At 36.9% G+C, this 15,436-nt stretch carries 10 protein-coding genes; 5 read left to right on the top strand and 5 right to left on the bottom strand.

Annotated features, from left to right (window positions below; all coding sequences use genetic code 11):
• Positions 1 to 54: 54 nt before the first annotated feature.
• Both ACFFVB_RS08580 and ACFFVB_RS08575 read left to right on the top strand, forming a co-directional pair.
• The gene (locus tag ACFFVB_RS08580) at positions 55 to 708 is read left to right on the top strand and encodes an HD domain-containing protein (RefSeq protein ID WP_382382314.1); all 654 of its coding nucleotides are present in this window, start codon (positions 55 to 57) and stop codon (positions 706 to 708) included.
• Between the two features lie 130 nt (positions 709 to 838).
• Complete coding sequence (locus ACFFVB_RS08575) at positions 839 to 1,135, top strand: EF-hand domain-containing protein (RefSeq protein ID WP_382382313.1); 297 nt, start codon at positions 839 to 841, stop codon at positions 1,133 to 1,135.
• Between the two features lie 88 nt (positions 1,136 to 1,223).
• Here ACFFVB_RS08575 and ACFFVB_RS08570 read toward each other — a convergent pair whose 3' ends face one another.
• The gene (locus tag ACFFVB_RS08570; protein WP_382382312.1) at positions 1,224 to 2,093 is read right to left on the bottom strand and encodes an AraC family transcriptional regulator; all 870 of its coding nucleotides are present in this window, start codon (positions 2,091 to 2,093) and stop codon (positions 1,224 to 1,226) included.
• 209 nt (positions 2,094 to 2,302) lie between these two features.
• Here ACFFVB_RS08570 and ACFFVB_RS08565 point away from each other — a divergent pair, with 209 nt between their 5' ends.
• The 3 genes from ACFFVB_RS08565 (at position 2,303) to ACFFVB_RS08555 (ending at position 5,139) form a co-directional block, all read left to right on the top strand.
• A complete protein-coding gene (locus tag ACFFVB_RS08565; RefSeq protein ID WP_382382311.1) occupies positions 2,303 to 2,908 on the top strand; it encodes a hypothetical protein in 606 nt (201 codons plus the stop codon).
• A gap of 167 nt (positions 2,909 to 3,075) precedes the next feature.
• Positions 3,076 to 3,915 (top strand): alpha/beta hydrolase family protein, encoded by an 840-nt coding sequence (locus ACFFVB_RS08560; RefSeq protein WP_382382310.1) that lies wholly within the window; start codon positions 3,076 to 3,078, stop codon positions 3,913 to 3,915.
• A 102-nt stretch (positions 3,916 to 4,017) separates the two neighbouring features.
• On the top strand, positions 4,018 to 5,139 hold the full coding sequence (locus ACFFVB_RS08555) for an FG-GAP repeat domain-containing protein (protein ID WP_382382309.1): 1,122 nt from the start codon (positions 4,018 to 4,020) through the stop codon (positions 5,137 to 5,139).
• Between the two features lie 401 nt (positions 5,140 to 5,540).
• Here the strand turns inward: ACFFVB_RS08555 and ACFFVB_RS08550 are convergent, their stop codons facing one another.
• From ACFFVB_RS08550 to ACFFVB_RS08535, 4 genes are all read right to left on the bottom strand, one after another.
• Positions 5,541 to 7,484 (bottom strand): OmpA family protein, encoded by a 1,944-nt coding sequence (locus ACFFVB_RS08550; RefSeq protein ID WP_382382308.1) that lies wholly within the window; start codon positions 7,482 to 7,484, stop codon positions 5,541 to 5,543.
• 16 nt (positions 7,485 to 7,500) lie between these two features.
• The gene (locus tag ACFFVB_RS08545; RefSeq protein ID WP_382382307.1) at positions 7,501 to 8,445 is read right to left on the bottom strand and encodes a PorP/SprF family type IX secretion system membrane protein; all 945 of its coding nucleotides are present in this window, start codon (positions 8,443 to 8,445) and stop codon (positions 7,501 to 7,503) included.
• Position 8,446: 1 nt separating this feature from the next.
• Positions 8,447 to 9,688 (bottom strand): T9SS type B sorting domain-containing protein, encoded by a 1,242-nt coding sequence (locus ACFFVB_RS08540; RefSeq protein WP_382382306.1) that lies wholly within the window; start codon positions 9,686 to 9,688, stop codon positions 8,447 to 8,449.
• 182 nt (positions 9,689 to 9,870) lie between these two features.
• Positions 9,871 to 15,436: beta strand repeat-containing protein (locus ACFFVB_RS08535; protein ID WP_382382305.1), on the bottom strand; the 5,566-nt coding region annotated here is incomplete at its 5' end.

Below are 15,436 nucleotides of genomic sequence, written 5' to 3'. Positions count from 1 at the left end.
ATATAACACAAAAATTCCTTTCTGTCTCAGTTAGGAATTTTTACTTTTATAGCTATGACGAAAGACCTACAAATACAGACTACAATTAACTTTGTGAAGGAACAATTAGAAGGTGCCGAAGGCGGCCACGATTGGTTTCATATAGAACGTGTTTACAAGAACTCGAAACTAATTGCTAAAACAGAAAACGTCGATTTATTTATTGTAGAACTTGGCGCTTTACTTCACGATATAGCCGATAGTAAATTTCATGATGGCGATGAAACTGTCGGACCTAAAGTGGCTACTGAGTTTTTAAAGACTATTGAAGTTGACGAAGACACGATTCAGCATGTTGTTAACATCATTAAAAACATATCTTATAAAGGAGGAAACTTCCAAGCTACATTTTCTTCGGCTGAATTAGATGTTGTTCAAGATGCCGACAGATTAGATGCTATTGGTGCTATTGGTATTGCAAGGACCTTAAACTACGGCGGATTTAAAAACCGTGCCATTTACGATCCTGCAATTGCTCCTAATTTAAATATGACTAAAGCAGAATATAAGGCATCTACCGCTCCTACCATTAATCATTTTTACGAAAAGTTACTCTTATTAAAAGATAAAATGAATACCGAAACAGGAAAACAGATCGCAGATCAACGTCACGATTTCATGATTCTATATCTAGATCAGTTTTACGCCGAATGGAATGGCGAGAAATAAATTAATCTCCACTCTAACTTCTCTTATTTCAATAAGATATAATTAAAAAAATATTTAATTTCAGCTTAAACTATTCTAATTTTTTATGGTCTTAGAGTTATTATATCAATAACCTTTAAAACCAAATAAGATGAAATTAAAAACATTAACATTCGCAATGCTAAGCTTAGCATTTTTCGCTGTATCATTTTCAGCTCAAGCACAAGATAAAAAAAGAGAGCCAAATCCTGAAAAAATGTTAGAGCGTATGGATACAGATAAAAACGGCACCATATCTTTAGAAGAGTTTAAATCTGTGAAAAGAAAAAAAGAAGTTGACGCTAAAACTTTAGAAAAAAACTTTGCAAAAATGGATACGGATTCTAATGGTCAACTAACATTAGAGGAATTAAAGAAACAACCGAAAAAAGAAAAAAAGAAAGAGTAAACTTAATGTTTATCTCTAGATAAGAAAAAACCCTTCAGACTAATATGAGTTTGAAGGGTTTACTTTTTATATTGGTATTCAATTAATTTTATTGAATAATTCGAGTCATTTCACTTCTATACTTAGATGCGCTCGTTCCCGTAATTTCATTAAAGAATTTATTAAAATGCGAGAAGTTATTAAATCCACATTCAAAGCAAATATCGGTAATACTCATTTCGCTTTCCTGCAATAATTTTGTCGCATGCACTACACGATATTCATTCACCAACTTGGTAAATGTCTTTCCTGTTGCCTTTTTAAAGAATCGGCAAAATGCCGGAACCGTCATATTTGCTTGATCGGCAATATCCTCTAAACTGATATGCTGTTGGAAGTGATTATTTATATATCTAAAGATAACATCGACCTTAGCACTATCTTGAGGTTCGGTTTCGAAAGCAACACCATCTACATTTAATAAACTATAATGTTCGGATATCGCCAAATCGTTTAAAATTTCTAATAGTTTCAGAACACGATTAAAACCCTGATGCTCCATTAAAGTTTCAATTTTAGGCCCAACAATTAATTTTGTTTCTGGCTTAAACAGCACTCCTTTTTTTGCGCGTTCGAAAAGCATTGCAATACGCTCTGTTTCCGGTAGTTTTAAAAATTGTTCTCCTAAAAAATTTGGTAAAAATTGCACGATAGTTTCAGAACCGCGTGCAGTAAGTCGATCCGAAAAACCATTATGAGGTAAATTAGAACCTATTAATATAAGCTGACTATTATTAAAGTATGATAAATGATTCCCGATATGTCGCTTTCCTTTTCCTTTATTAACATATACTAATTCTAATTCAGGGTGGAAATGCCAAAAAGGCTTATTTGTGTAGGCTTCTTGTGTATGTTGCCTAACAACCAACGAGCTACCAAAACTTGGTGTTACTTTTCTATAAGTTGGCTTTAATTTCATTTGTGTTTACATTGGTAATACAAAAATACAAAATGTATATGGGATAGTATGTGTATAATTAGCTCTAAAATATACTATTTTACCTTTACAATTTCTTAACAATTATATCACAGTTAATATAGCACATAAAGTAGCCAATATTGTTGTTTTCCATGATCTTCTTCCACCATATCTTTGCCATGTAATTAAGTTACAAAATTTTTATTATTATGAGAAAATTATTAGCCCTTAGTATTTATATGTTTGCAATGGTAACTGGAATTTCAAGTTATGCAAACGACAATTTATCTAAATTAGATAACAGAAAAAAATCAGAAATCACATTAACGCTTAACCACGTAAAAGAAGGTCAGTTGTTATCTATTAAAGATAATTACGGATATGCTTTATACAAGTCTACAATTTCAACTTCTGGAGCTTACAATAACACATTCGACTTAACAGCTTTACCTAATGGTAATTACTCTTTCGAACATGAAAAAGGATTAGAAATTAAAATCATTCCTTTTACAGTGTCTAACGAAGAAGTTGTTTTTAACAAAGAAGAAGAAAAAAGCATCTTTAAGCCTTCTGTAAAATTTAAAGATCACACTGTGTTTTTAACACAATTAGATTTAAATAAAGAAGACGTAGAAGTAAACATTTATTATTCATCTAACGCAAGTTATTCAAATGATGAATTAATTTATTCTGAAAAAATTTCTGACGAAACTAGTATCCAACGTATATATAGTTTATCAGAAAAGCGTTCAGGACATTACAAAGTATTCATTAGTGCGAACGGAAGAAATTACGTTGAACACTTCAAAATATAGTTTTAATTTTAATTAGATAGTTAGTTAAACTATGTCAATTAGTTAGTTTGTTTGTAAGAGTGGGGCTGGTTACCTCACTCTTTTTTTTGTTTTATACCTAGCTGAGTCTCTCTAAAAGTTTTAACTTTAGATGAGATTTTTTTTTGAATATAAACTTCCCTTGTAACATGACAAACCTTTTAAACACACCTCTTAAAGGAACACACGGCAAACCTATTTTAACCGATATATTTTATACCGAAAACAATTCGTCTAAACCCATAATTATCTTTTGTCATGGCTACAAAGGTTTTAAAGATTGGGGCGCTTGGAATTTAATGGCCCAAACGTTTGCTAAAGCAGACTACTTTTTTATAAAGTTTAATTTCTCCCACAATGGAGGTACAGCAGAACAGCCAATAGACTTTCCAGATTTAGAAGCATTTGGTCAAAATAATTACACCAAAGAATTAGACGATTTAAAATCGGTAATCGATTGGATTACATCAAATACGGAGTACAATACAGAAGTAGACACCAATAACATTACTCTTATCGGACACAGCCGTGGCGGGGGCATTGTAACCATAAAAGCAGAAGAGGACTCTCGAATTACACGTATAATTAGTTTAGCCGGCGTAAGCGATTACGCCTCTAGAATGTCTAATGGAAACGCTCTAGAACAATGGAAAACCGATGGTGTAAAATATGTAGTTAATGGCCGCACCAAACAAAACATGCCACATTATTATCAGTTTTTCGAAGATTTTAAAACCCATGAAAATCGTCTGAATATAGAACGTGCTGCTTCACATTTAAACATGCCACATCTTATTATTCACGGCGACAACGATTCTAGTGTTAAAATTGAAGAAGCTTACAAATTACACGAATGGAATCCCAAAAGTGAAATAAAAATTATTAAAGGTGCTAACCACGTTTTTGAAACCTCTCACCCTTGGAATCAAGGCCAATTACCCATACAGTTACAAGAAGTAATTAACGTCGTGTTAGATTTTATAAAATAGTTTGAAAGACAAGTGTTTCGCAAAGAACTCAATCATTTAAACTCACGCCATTTTCTAGTCTGTTTTTCTAATAAAGTATAAAACACAAATAATAGCTCCATCATGAAATACATTCTCTTTGCACTTTTTTCAAGTTGCATGCTTACTGCTCATTCTCAAAAATCAAGCTTCTTTAATAACAGCAGGACAATTTTAGGAATCCATAAAGAACGTACCGCTTCCATGGGTATTGGAGATATAGATAACGATGGCGATTTAGATATTGTTGTTGCTAATGGTAGGCATTGGCCAGGACAGAACAAAATTTTTATAAATAATGGTCGTGGTATGTTTACGGTTTCAAAACATTTAGGTTCAGAACAAGAAACAAGTTACTCCACAGAACTTGCAGATTTTAATGGCGATGGGAATTTAGATATCGCGGTAGGAAACGATATGGCGCCTAATTTCATTTTTATAAACGACGGTGAAGGGAATTTTACTAAAGGTCCTAGTTTTGGTGCAAAATACGGATCTACAAGAAATATAGTTGTTGCAGATATAGATAACGATGCCGATTTAGATATTTTAATTACCAATAGAGGCAGTGAAAACGAAATTTGTTTAAATAACGGACACGGTGTTTTTACAGAAGTTATTGGATTTGGAAACAAAAAAGATTCCACTATAGATGTGGAGGTAGCCGACATGAATGGCGATGGACATTTAGATCTAATTTTAGCAAATAGAGACGATCAACCAAACTATGTGTATTTAAATGATGGGAATCTAAATTTCAAAACAAAAACACCTTACGGAACAGGTAACGATGTTACAAGATCTGTAGCCGTTACAGATATAGATAACGATGGATTCAAGGATATTATAACTGCAAATATTGGAGAACCTAATGTTATTTATTTCGGAAATAAAAAAGGAACATACGAGCGTAAAGTGATATTCGACACGCGTTCAGATAAATCGTATGCTTTATCTATTGGCGACTTAAATGCTGATGGTAATACAGATATTGCGATAGGCAATGTAGGAGCTCCAAACACTGTTTTTATGAACTCTGCTAATGCAATGTCTTGGGAGAAAATGCAATTAAACGATCAAGATTTTAGTACATACGATATTTTAATATATGACTTAAACGGTGATAATAAACTAGATATTATTGAAAGCAATTCAGACGAATTGAATCAGTTTTATTTTAATAGGTTACCTTCAAAAGGTCTTTAAATTTCTCAACAAAGTCTTAACTAGAAAACAAAAAAGGCTCCGATTGCTCGAAACCCTTATTAACACTAGTGGAGAAGATGAGATCCAGACGGAATGCCTTCTACCCTAACCATTAAAAAGAAGTACATTCTATGCAAAATATGCCATCAGATACTTATTTACAATTAATTAGAAAACATTTATTTTTCAGAATGTTTAAATATTGAATAATAATTCAAAATTCATGAAGGTCCTAATATATTTTTAAAACGTCTTCTTCTTGGAATACATTATATTATTTTAATACGAGGTTTAAATCCCTCTTTTTAAGTGCTATTAATCTATAAAATTCAAGGAGATTTTTTCTGCCATTAATCTACCAAAATATGAATGAGACTATCTAAAAAAGAGGGTAATTAAATTTATTTGGTAACTATAAATTCACTTCTTCTGTTTTCCTGATGTTCAGAACTAGAACATTGTACTCCGTTAGAACATTTGTTTATTAATACCGTTTCTCCAAACCCTTTTGCTGTTATCCTATTACTACTAATATTTTTACTTACCAGATAATCAAGAGTAGATTGCGCTCGTCTAGACGACAGTTTCATATTGTAATCATCGTCACCTCGACTATCGGTATAAGATCGTATTTCGATCTTTAAATCCGGGTAAGTATTTAAAGTCACCAGTATTTTTTGCAACTCGACTTCTGCATCATCTCGAATATTGGACTGATCATAATCGAAATAAATTACTGGAATATTTAAAACCTTAGCCAAATCCATTTCAGGAACAAGATCTACTATATTTGGTTGTAATTGAAAATTAATTTCTTGATGATCTAAATTTGTTTTAGAGATATGTTCATCTGCATCATAGCGAACTTTCTCCGATTTCACAAAATACGATGTATACGTATTTGTTTCAACCGTATAAAACCCATTTTCATTGGTCAAGACTTCCTGAAACACAACTCCGTCGGAATCTCTTAGACTTACTCTAGCGCTTGTAATAGGTTTTTTAGATTGTTTATCGGTAACATATCCTTCTATTTTAGAGAGATATACATCTACTATTGGGGTCCTTTCTTTAAACGTATAAATATTATCGTAAACAAATTCTCCTTCTTTAGTGGAACGATTAGAACTTATAAACCCTCTATGTGTTTTTATATCTATTCCAAATGCAAAATCGTCTGCATAAGAGTTTACAGGTTCCCCGACATTTAATAAGTTTCCGTAATGATTATCTAAAATCTTGATGTAAAAAACATCTAATCCTCCAAAACCAAAATGTCCATCTGAGGAGAAATAAAGCTCATTAAGAGTGGTTACAAAAGGAAAAGTCTCCTTGCCTTCTGTATTTACTTCCGGCCCAAGATTTACTGGTTCTCCTAAATCTCCTCCTAGAGAAATTGAAGACATGTAAATATCTGATTCGCCATAACCACCTGGACGGTCTGATGAAAAATACAGCTTTGAGCCATCAGAGTTTAAAGTGGGATGGGCTGTTGAAAAATTGTCGCTATTAATAGATAATTCTACAGCTTTTTGCCACTTATTATTAATCTTTACAGATTTATAAATTTTCAACTTATAATCATCTATATCATCATCAGAAGGTATGCTACTTCTTGTAAAATACATCGTATTATTATCTTCGGAAAACACGGGTGAAGATTCATGAAACTTACCTTTCAAAGCACCTTTAAGCATTTTAGGCTCACTAATAGACTGGTTTAAAGAGTCTAACTGAATTTTATATAACGATAAAAAACTAAGACCATCCCAACCACTTTTATCATTTAGAATTTTATAAGAGTCTTTAGTAGACGTATAATACAGAGCATCTTTTACTAAGACATTTCCAAAAGTAATTTTATTTGTATTATAAATTTTTCTGATCGGTTCTAAATCGTATCTGCCTGAATTTTTATCCATTAACCTCAAATAATCTTCAGCTAATAAAGTCCCCGATTCTACATCATTTTCTCTTGTGAAAATATTGAAATACTCCATGGCTTGTTGAGGTTTCCCTGAAGCCCTTAATGCTTGAGCATATCGTAAATTATTAATACTTTCTTTAGGAACCTGAACCATAGAGAACAAACTATCATACCACTTTACAGCTTGCCCATATTGCGCATTAAAATAATAACTGTTAGCTAATTTAGTATACAACTCTTCAGACCTAAATCCATTTTCAGCAACTGATAAATAGATTTTTTGAGCATTTATGAAACTTAATTTTTCATAATTCTGGTTTGCCTGAATTATTTCCTTTTCTTGCCCATTAACGGCCGTCACAGTAACCATGGTTAAAAACACCCAAAAGAAACTATATATAGATATCTTATTTTTCATTAATTTATTTTTTTAATTAAAAGAATCTAGGGTTTACTATTCCACTTCGTCTGGTACCTAATTCAAATCGTAAAAGTATTTCATGAGATCCATCGTTATAATTTCCTAATTCGGTAGTATCGTAATCATATGCATATCCTATCATAATTGTGTCGGTTAACTGAAAACCTGCCAACACACTAACCGCGGCATCTAACCTATAAGAAAATCCTACTGTTAATCCATTATTAATAAGTGCATTTAAAGACAAGTCTAGTGCTAAAGGAGAACCTGCGACAGATTTAACTAAAAATGCAGGCTTTAATTTCAGTCCTGAATTCATTTTAAAAACATATCCACCTATTAAATATAAATGTGCCCTTTCTGTAAATGTAGATGCTTGTATATCGTCATAATGTGTAGTTTCTAAAAAATTAGGAGTAGATAACCCTACATACCATTTTTCAGAATATAGATACAAACCTGTACCAACTATTGGGGAATTATGGCTTTGCTGATTTAGAGTAACGTCGTTCTGATTTTGAATATTTAATTTAGTAGGATCTAAATTCCACATAGATATACCACCTTTAACACCAAAAGCTAATTTTAAATCGTTAGCTAAATTTATAGTATAAGAAAAGTCTACTGAAAGTAGATCTTCTGAAGTAGGTCCTATCTTATCGCTAAAAAACCCAACACCAACACCAACACCTTTAATTCCAATAGGAGAATGTGCTGAAAAATTTAGTGTTTCGGGAGCTCCATCTAAACCAACCCATTGGTTTCTATAAATACCCAGCATACTTAATGATTCTCTAGACCCTGCATAAGCAGGATTAATGGAGACCGTATTATACATGTATTGTGTGTATTGCGAATCTTGTTGTGCATGTACCTCAGGAGTCATAAAAAACAGACTCAACAACAACACTAAAACAGATATATTTTCTTTTTTTGAAGTCATTCTAATTTTATTCATATTAGTTATCGCTTAAGTATAAGAAACCTGCTTTTTTATGAGAGGTGTTATCTGCCTCATTGCCATACTTATATTTTAAAATATAGTAATATGTACTAGCAGGTAACACATCAGAATCTTTTACTGTTAATCTTCCAGAAGAACGGCCATTAAACAAACGGCCATCTTCACCATAATTATTCATTTCATAAACCTTAACACCCCATCGATTAAAAACCTGAAGCGTAAGCTCTCTAGCACATGCATCGTCCGTTTTTTCTACCTCGAAATAATCATTTTTACCATCTCCGTTTGGAGAGACATAATTATAAACAACTAGAGTACAAGGCAATTCAGATTCAGTTTTTAGGCGTCCAAGTGTAAAAACACCATAATTAGTTGTGGCTGTTGTTATTATTTGGTTATCCAGATCTACAACGCCCCCTTCATCGATCCACATATTACTAGACTCGTCCCATCTTACAATCGTTAGCGCTTCTTGTGTGGCAGCTTCAACCAATGTATTTGGCGTTGTAACAGCACTCCAAGACAATGTAATTAAGCCGTCTACAGAGTTATCATTAACCCGATCTACAGTCCAATATTCTTGACTATTTATCTCTAATATATCTTCAGACTTAAGCTCGTGTGAAAACAAATCATTAGAACTTTCATAATAATACTTTCCTTTAAAGAAAGCACTAGAATTTTCTGGTGCAGATATACCAGCTAACCTATAATAGCCACCATCTCCAATAGGAAATGTAAATTCCTGATCTCCAATTTTATTTACAGGTCCATCTACATGACTAACATCTGAAGTATTGATGTGATTTCCATTCGTGTTAAATGTAATTTGCCCACCAAAATTATCATTATCAACAATGCCTTCGTAAAAATCTGTAGTTCCACTAATATTTATTTCACCTGATACATGAAATGGGTTTGCGCTACTACTGTTATTAAACAAAACATTATGTAAATAACTAACTTGACTCCCGCTTATATTCTGAGTTTTGGAACCTATAAATTTTATTATCCCTGTGTTCTCATAAAAATCTAAAGCACCATCGTTATTAAAATGATCGTATACATAAGTTTCTCCATCGTTATTAAATGTTCCTTGACTTAAATTATCAAATTGAGACACCGTGGAGAACTGTGTATTTTCACTTACATACAATACACCTATATTAGAAGTCTGCGCTAGCATGCCATAAGAAAGGAGTAATAAAATGCTTATTTGTAATAAATATTTTTTCATATGTCTAAATATTTAATTATTAATGAGTCTGATTTATTTTAAAAGAAAACAACTCTTTTTCTTTCTTCTAGATTTTCCTGAGGACAACAACGGCTTCTTGTTATTGTTATCCTCAGGATATTATAATTGTCTGTTATAAATTACTTTTTAAAATAAATCAGACTACTAATTAAAAACCTCTTTTACTTTACTTGATGTATTGAAAATTGAGATGTATATCCTCCTAGCACCGTTGCACTAAGTATAGGGGTAGCAACTCCAAATTGAATTTTATCCCCAACTTCTAGCTTTACCAAGGTTTGAATAGATCGTGTTGGTGGGGAAACGTCAACATCAAGATTTAAACCTATGATGTTAATACCAATATTCACACTTAAATATGTATCCTCAGCAAGAACCTCATGAGAAGATGTTCCGGCAGGTGTTTTAATAATCGCCACTCCAAACTGGGCAGCACTTACAGCTCCATTATTGTTGGCTTGTAAATTAATATTATATATACCTGATTGTTTCGCTGTAAAAACCCCTGTGCTCTCATCATATTCGTCATTATCATCAAACTGCTGACCAGATGTCGAAAAATTTATTGCTCTATAACCATTAAAATCTAATAAAGAAACATTCAATAAAGAAAAATTACTAGAGGCTTTATAACTTACATAAGATTTTAATTGACTTACCGTTCCTTCTACTGTTTTGAAAACACCATCTGCATCAGCTACTACAATTTTATCGGAAGAAGCTCCTGTTACTGTATTAATATCACGAACACGTAAATTACCAGCACCAATATCTAATCGCTCTGTTGGAGCAATTGCTAAATCAATACCTATATTTCCATTATTTAATACAGTTAATGCATTAGCACGCGAAGCATCATCTCCTCCAATACCTATTTGCAATACCGCAGTACTACTTTCAATAATTGCGTTATACCTTCCAAAAACAGTTTCAAAAGTCCCTGAAGCAACATTGTCAAGACCGAAAACTAATGATCCTCCACCCAAAGCTTCATTCCTTGCACCAAACACTGTGGAGTTTGTACCAGAAGCCAAGTTAGCTTGACCAAATGCTGTAGACCTTAATCCGCTAGCTTCATTTTGAGCACCAAATGCTGTAGCATTACTATTCGATGCTAAGTTACTAGATCCAAAAGCTGTAGACCAAAATCCGCTAGCTGTACTACTTGCACCAAACGCTGTAGCTTGTGGTGCTGAAGCGGTATTACCTTGCCCCCAAGCGGTAGTTCCAAAACTCATAGCTCTTGTACCATAACCCCATGCGGTAGATGCAATTCCTGATGCACGTACTAAATTACCTTCAATATCGGGTGAGTGATTAGGCTGACCACCCCAAGCCATTGAATTTAAGCCCGTAGCTTCGCTAGAGTGTCCAAATGAAGCTGAATTTTCTCCTGATGCAGTTACGTTAAATCCCGATGCTAAAGAGTTCGCTCCAATAGTACTTCCATTGTCTAGATCTGTTCCTATTCTTGCTGAACCAATGACATCTAAATTCGTTATTGGGTCAGTGGTACCTATACCAACATTACCACCCATATAGTTAATATCTGTTGAGCTATTTGTCGCTGCAGTATCATCAGTATTTCTCCAAGGCTCATCAACTAAAGCATCAATAACTTGATATGTTACATCCCCATTTTCGTCTGCTACACCTACACGAGTTAAATCTGTACTTATTCCTGCATTTAATTTTGGTGCAGTAACTGAACCATCTTCAATCTTATCTGTTGTAACAGCATCATCTGCTAATTTTGCTGTAGTAATTCCACCGTCTGTTACACTAACACTAGCATCGACTAAAGTAGCTCCTATTCCATTTGTAACCGTAATAGATGTATCTCCGGCAGATAAATCTTCAGGATTCACAACTCCGTCTGCTCCTGCTGGACCTTGAATTCCTTGTGGTCCTGTTAATCCTGTTGGACCTTGTGGCCCTTCAGCTCCAACCAATGAATCTAAAAAGTCTTGTTCTGTTCCAACAAATCCTCCGTCTACTGCAATCTGATATGCGGAATCTCCATCTGTTCCATCCGATCCGTTTGTTCCATTAGTTCCGTCTGCTCCATCAGCACCATTTAGTGACGCTAACCAAGCGGCTTCCGTTCCTACAAATCCTCCGTCTACTGCAATCTGATATGCCGAATCTCCGTCTGATCCGTCAACTCCATCTACACCGTTAGCACCGTCTGATCCATTGGTTCCGTCTGCTCCATCAGCACCATTTAGTGATGCTAACCAAGCGGCTTCTGTTCCTACAAATCCTCCGGCTACTGCAATCTGATATGCGGAATCTCCATCTGTTCCATCCGATCCGTTTGTTCCATTAGTTCCGTCTGCTCCATCAGCACCATTTAGTGACGCTAACCAAGCGGCTTCCGTTCCTACAAATCCTCCGGCTACTGCAATCTGATATGCCGAATCTCCGTCTGATCCGTCAACTCCATCTACACCGTCAACTCCATTAGTTCCGTCTGCTCCATCAGCACCATTTAGTGATGCTAACCAAGCGGCTTCTGTTCCAACAAATCCTCCGGCTACTGCAATCTGATATGCGGAATCTCCATCTGATCCGTCAACTCCATCTACACCGTCTGATCCATTGGTTCCGTCTGCTCCATCAGCACCATTTAGTGACGCTAACCAAGCTGCTTCTGTTCCTACAAATCCTCCGGCTACTGCAATCTGATATGCGGAATCTCCGTCTGATCCGTCAACTCCATCTACACCGTCTGCACCGTCTGATCCATTGGTTCCGTCTGCCCCGTCAGCACCATTTAGTGACGCTAACCAAGCTGTTTCTGTTCCTACAAATCCTCCGGCTACTGCTAATTGATATGCGGAATCTCCATCTGTTCCATCCGATCCGTTTGTTCCATTAGTTCCGTCTGCTCCATCAGCACCATTTAGTGATGCTAACCAAGCTGCTTCCGTTCCTACAAATCCTCCGTCTACTGCAATCTGATATGCCGAATCTCCGTCTGATCCGTCAACTCCATCTACACCGTTAGCACCGTCTGATCCATTGGTTCCGTCTGCTCCATCAGCACCGTTTAGTGATGCTAACCAAGCTGCTTCTGTCCCTGTAAATCCACCTGCTACTGCAATTTCATAGGCTGAAGAACCATCTGTTCCATCTACTCCGTTTAGTGATGCTAACCAAGCTGTTTCTGTTCCCGTAAATCCACCTGCTACTGCAATCTCATAGGCTGAAGACCCGTCTGAACCATCGCTTCCATCTGATCCATCAGCACCATTCAATGACGCTAACCAAGCTGTTTCTGTTCCTACAAATCCTCCGTCTACTGCAATCTGATATGCGGAATCTCCATCCGATCCGTTTGTTCCATTAGTTCCGTCTGCTCCATCAGCACCATTTAGTGATGCTAACCAAGCTGCTTCCGTTCCTACAAATCCTCCGTCTACTGCAATCTGATATGCGGAATCTCCATCTGATCCGTCAACTCCATCTACACCGTCTGATCCATTGGTTCCGTCTGCTCCATCAGCACCATTTAGTGACGCTAACCAAGCTGCTTCTGTTCCTACAAATCCTCCGGCTACTGCAATCTGATATGCGGAATCTCCATCTGTTCCATCCGATCCGTTTGTTCCATTAGTTCCGTCTGCTCCATCAGCACCGTTTAGTGATGCCAACCAAGCTGCTTCTGTTCCTGTAAATCCTCCAGCTACTGCAATCTCATAGGCTGAAGACCCGTCTGAACCATCTATTCCATCTGCTCCGTTACTTCCATCGGCACCATCTGCTCCGCTTAGTGATGCCAACCAAGCTGTTTCTGTTCCTGTAAATCCTCCTGCTACTGCAATTTCAAATGCGGAAGATCCGTCCACTCCATCAACACCGTCTGCTCCATCAGCACCGTTAATTCCATCTGCTCCGTCAACTCCATTTAATGACGCTAACCAAGCGGCTTCTGTTCCTGTAAATCCACCTGCTACTGCAATCTCATAGGCTGAAGAGCCATCTGTTCCATTGCTTCCATCTGCTCCGTCAGCACCGTTTAGTGATGCCAACCAAGCTGCTTCTGTTCCTGTAAATCCTCCGGCTACTGCTATTTCATATGCGGAAGATCCGTCAGCACCGTTTAGTGACGCTAACCATTGGGCTTCTGTTCCTGTAAATCCACCAGCTACTGCAATTTCAAATGCTGAAGAGCCATCCGTTCCATCTATTCCATCAGTACCGTTACTTCCATCGGCACCATCTGCTCCATTTAATGACGCTAACCAAGCTGATTCTGTTCCCGTAAATCCACCGGCTACTGCAATCTCATAAGCTGAAGACCCGTCAGCACCGTTTAGTGACGCCAACCAATCTGATTCTGTTCCTGTGAATCCACCGGCTACTGCAATCTCAAAAGCTGAAGATCCATCCGACCCATCTATTCCATCAGTACCGTTACTTCCATCTGCTCCATCAGATCCATTTAATGATGCTAACCAAGCTGCTTCTGTTCCTGTATATCCACCAGCGACTGCAATCTCATAGGCTGAAGAACCATCTGTTCCGTCTGCTCCATTGCTTCCATCAACTCCATTTAGTGACGCTAACCAAGCTGCTTCTGTTCCTGTAAATCCTCCTGCTACTGCAATCTCATAGGCTGAAGACCCGTCTGAACCATCTATTCCATCAGTACCGTTACTTCCATCGGCACCATCTGCTCCATTCAATGACGCTAACCAATCTGATTCTGTTCCTGTAAATCCACCGGCTACTGCAATTTCAAATGCTGAAGCCCCATCTGTTCCATCTACTCCATCAGCACCGTTATTTCCATCTGCTCCATCAACTCCATTTAGTGACGCTAACCAATCCGCTTCTGTTCCTGTGAATCCACCAGCTACGGCTATTTCAAATGCTGAAGATCCATCCGTTCCATCTATTCCATCAGTACCGTTACTTCCATCTGCCCCATCTGCTCCGTTTAGTGATGCTAACCAAGCTGCTTCCGTTCCTGTAAATCCATCGGATACTGCAATTTCAAATGCTGAAGAGCCATCTGAACCATCGCTTCCATCTGATCCATCAGCACCATTTAGTGACGCCAACCAAGCTGCTTCTGTTCCTGTATATCCGCCAGCTACTGCTATCTCATAGGCTGAAGACCCGTCTGAACCATCGCTTCCATCGGCACCATCTGCTCCATTTAATGACGCTAACCAAGCTGCTTCTGTTCCTGTAAATCCACCGGCTACAGCAATCTCATAGGCTGAAGATCCATCGTTCCCATCTGCTCCATTTAATGATGCCAACCAAGCTGCTTCTGTTCCTGTGAATCCACCAGCTACGGCTATTTCAAATGCTGAAGAGCCATCTGTTCCATCTACTCCATCTGCTCCGTTACTTCCATCTGCTCCATCAACTCCATTTAATGACGCTAACCAAGCTGCTTCTGTTCCTGTAAATCCACCAGCAACTGCAATCTCATAGGCTGAAGATCCATCTGTTCCATCTACTCCATCAGCACCGTTATTTCCATCTGCTCCATCAACTCCATTTAGTGACGCTAACCAATCCGCTTCTGTTCCTGTGAATCCACCAGCTACTGCAATCTCAAAAGCTGAAGATCCATCTACTCCGTCAACACCGTCTGCTCCATTCAATGACGCTAACCAATCTGCTTCTGTTCCTGTATATCCACCAGCTACTGCGATCTCATATGCTGAAGACCCATCTGTTCCGTCTACACCGTCTGATCCATTACTT

The sequence above is a fragment of the Formosa undariae genome (assembly GCF_042427615.1).
GTDB lineage: Bacteria > Bacteroidota > Bacteroidia > Flavobacteriales > Flavobacteriaceae > Formosa > Formosa undariae.
This window is presented reverse-complemented; position numbering and strand designations above follow the sequence as displayed.

What these genes read in the sequence shown, in the direction of transcription:
- ACFFVB_RS08580 (WP_382382314.1), top strand. Translation starts at nt 55, where the DNA reads ATGACGAAAGACCTACAAATACAGACTACAATTAACTTTGTGAAGGAA.
- ACFFVB_RS08575 (WP_382382313.1), top strand. Translation starts at nt 839, where the DNA reads ATGAAATTAAAAACATTAACATTCGCAATGCTAAGCTTAGCATTTTTC.
- ACFFVB_RS08570 (WP_382382312.1), bottom strand. Translation starts at nt 2,093, where the DNA reads ATGAAATTAAAGCCAACTTATAGAAAAGTAACACCAAGTTTTGGTAGC.
- ACFFVB_RS08565 (WP_382382311.1), top strand. Translation starts at nt 2,303, where the DNA reads ATGAGAAAATTATTAGCCCTTAGTATTTATATGTTTGCAATGGTAACT.
- ACFFVB_RS08560 (WP_382382310.1), top strand. Translation starts at nt 3,076, where the DNA reads ATGACAAACCTTTTAAACACACCTCTTAAAGGAACACACGGCAAACCT.
- ACFFVB_RS08555 (WP_382382309.1), top strand. Translation starts at nt 4,018, where the DNA reads ATGAAATACATTCTCTTTGCACTTTTTTCAAGTTGCATGCTTACTGCT.
- ACFFVB_RS08550 (WP_382382308.1), bottom strand. Translation starts at nt 7,484, where the DNA reads ATGAAAAATAAGATATCTATATATAGTTTCTTTTGGGTGTTTTTAACC.
- ACFFVB_RS08545 (WP_382382307.1), bottom strand. Translation starts at nt 8,445, where the DNA reads ATGAATAAAATTAGAATGACTTCAAAAAAAGAAAATATATCTGTTTTA.
- ACFFVB_RS08540 (WP_382382306.1), bottom strand. Translation starts at nt 9,688, where the DNA reads ATGAAAAAATATTTATTACAAATAAGCATTTTATTACTCCTTTCTTAT.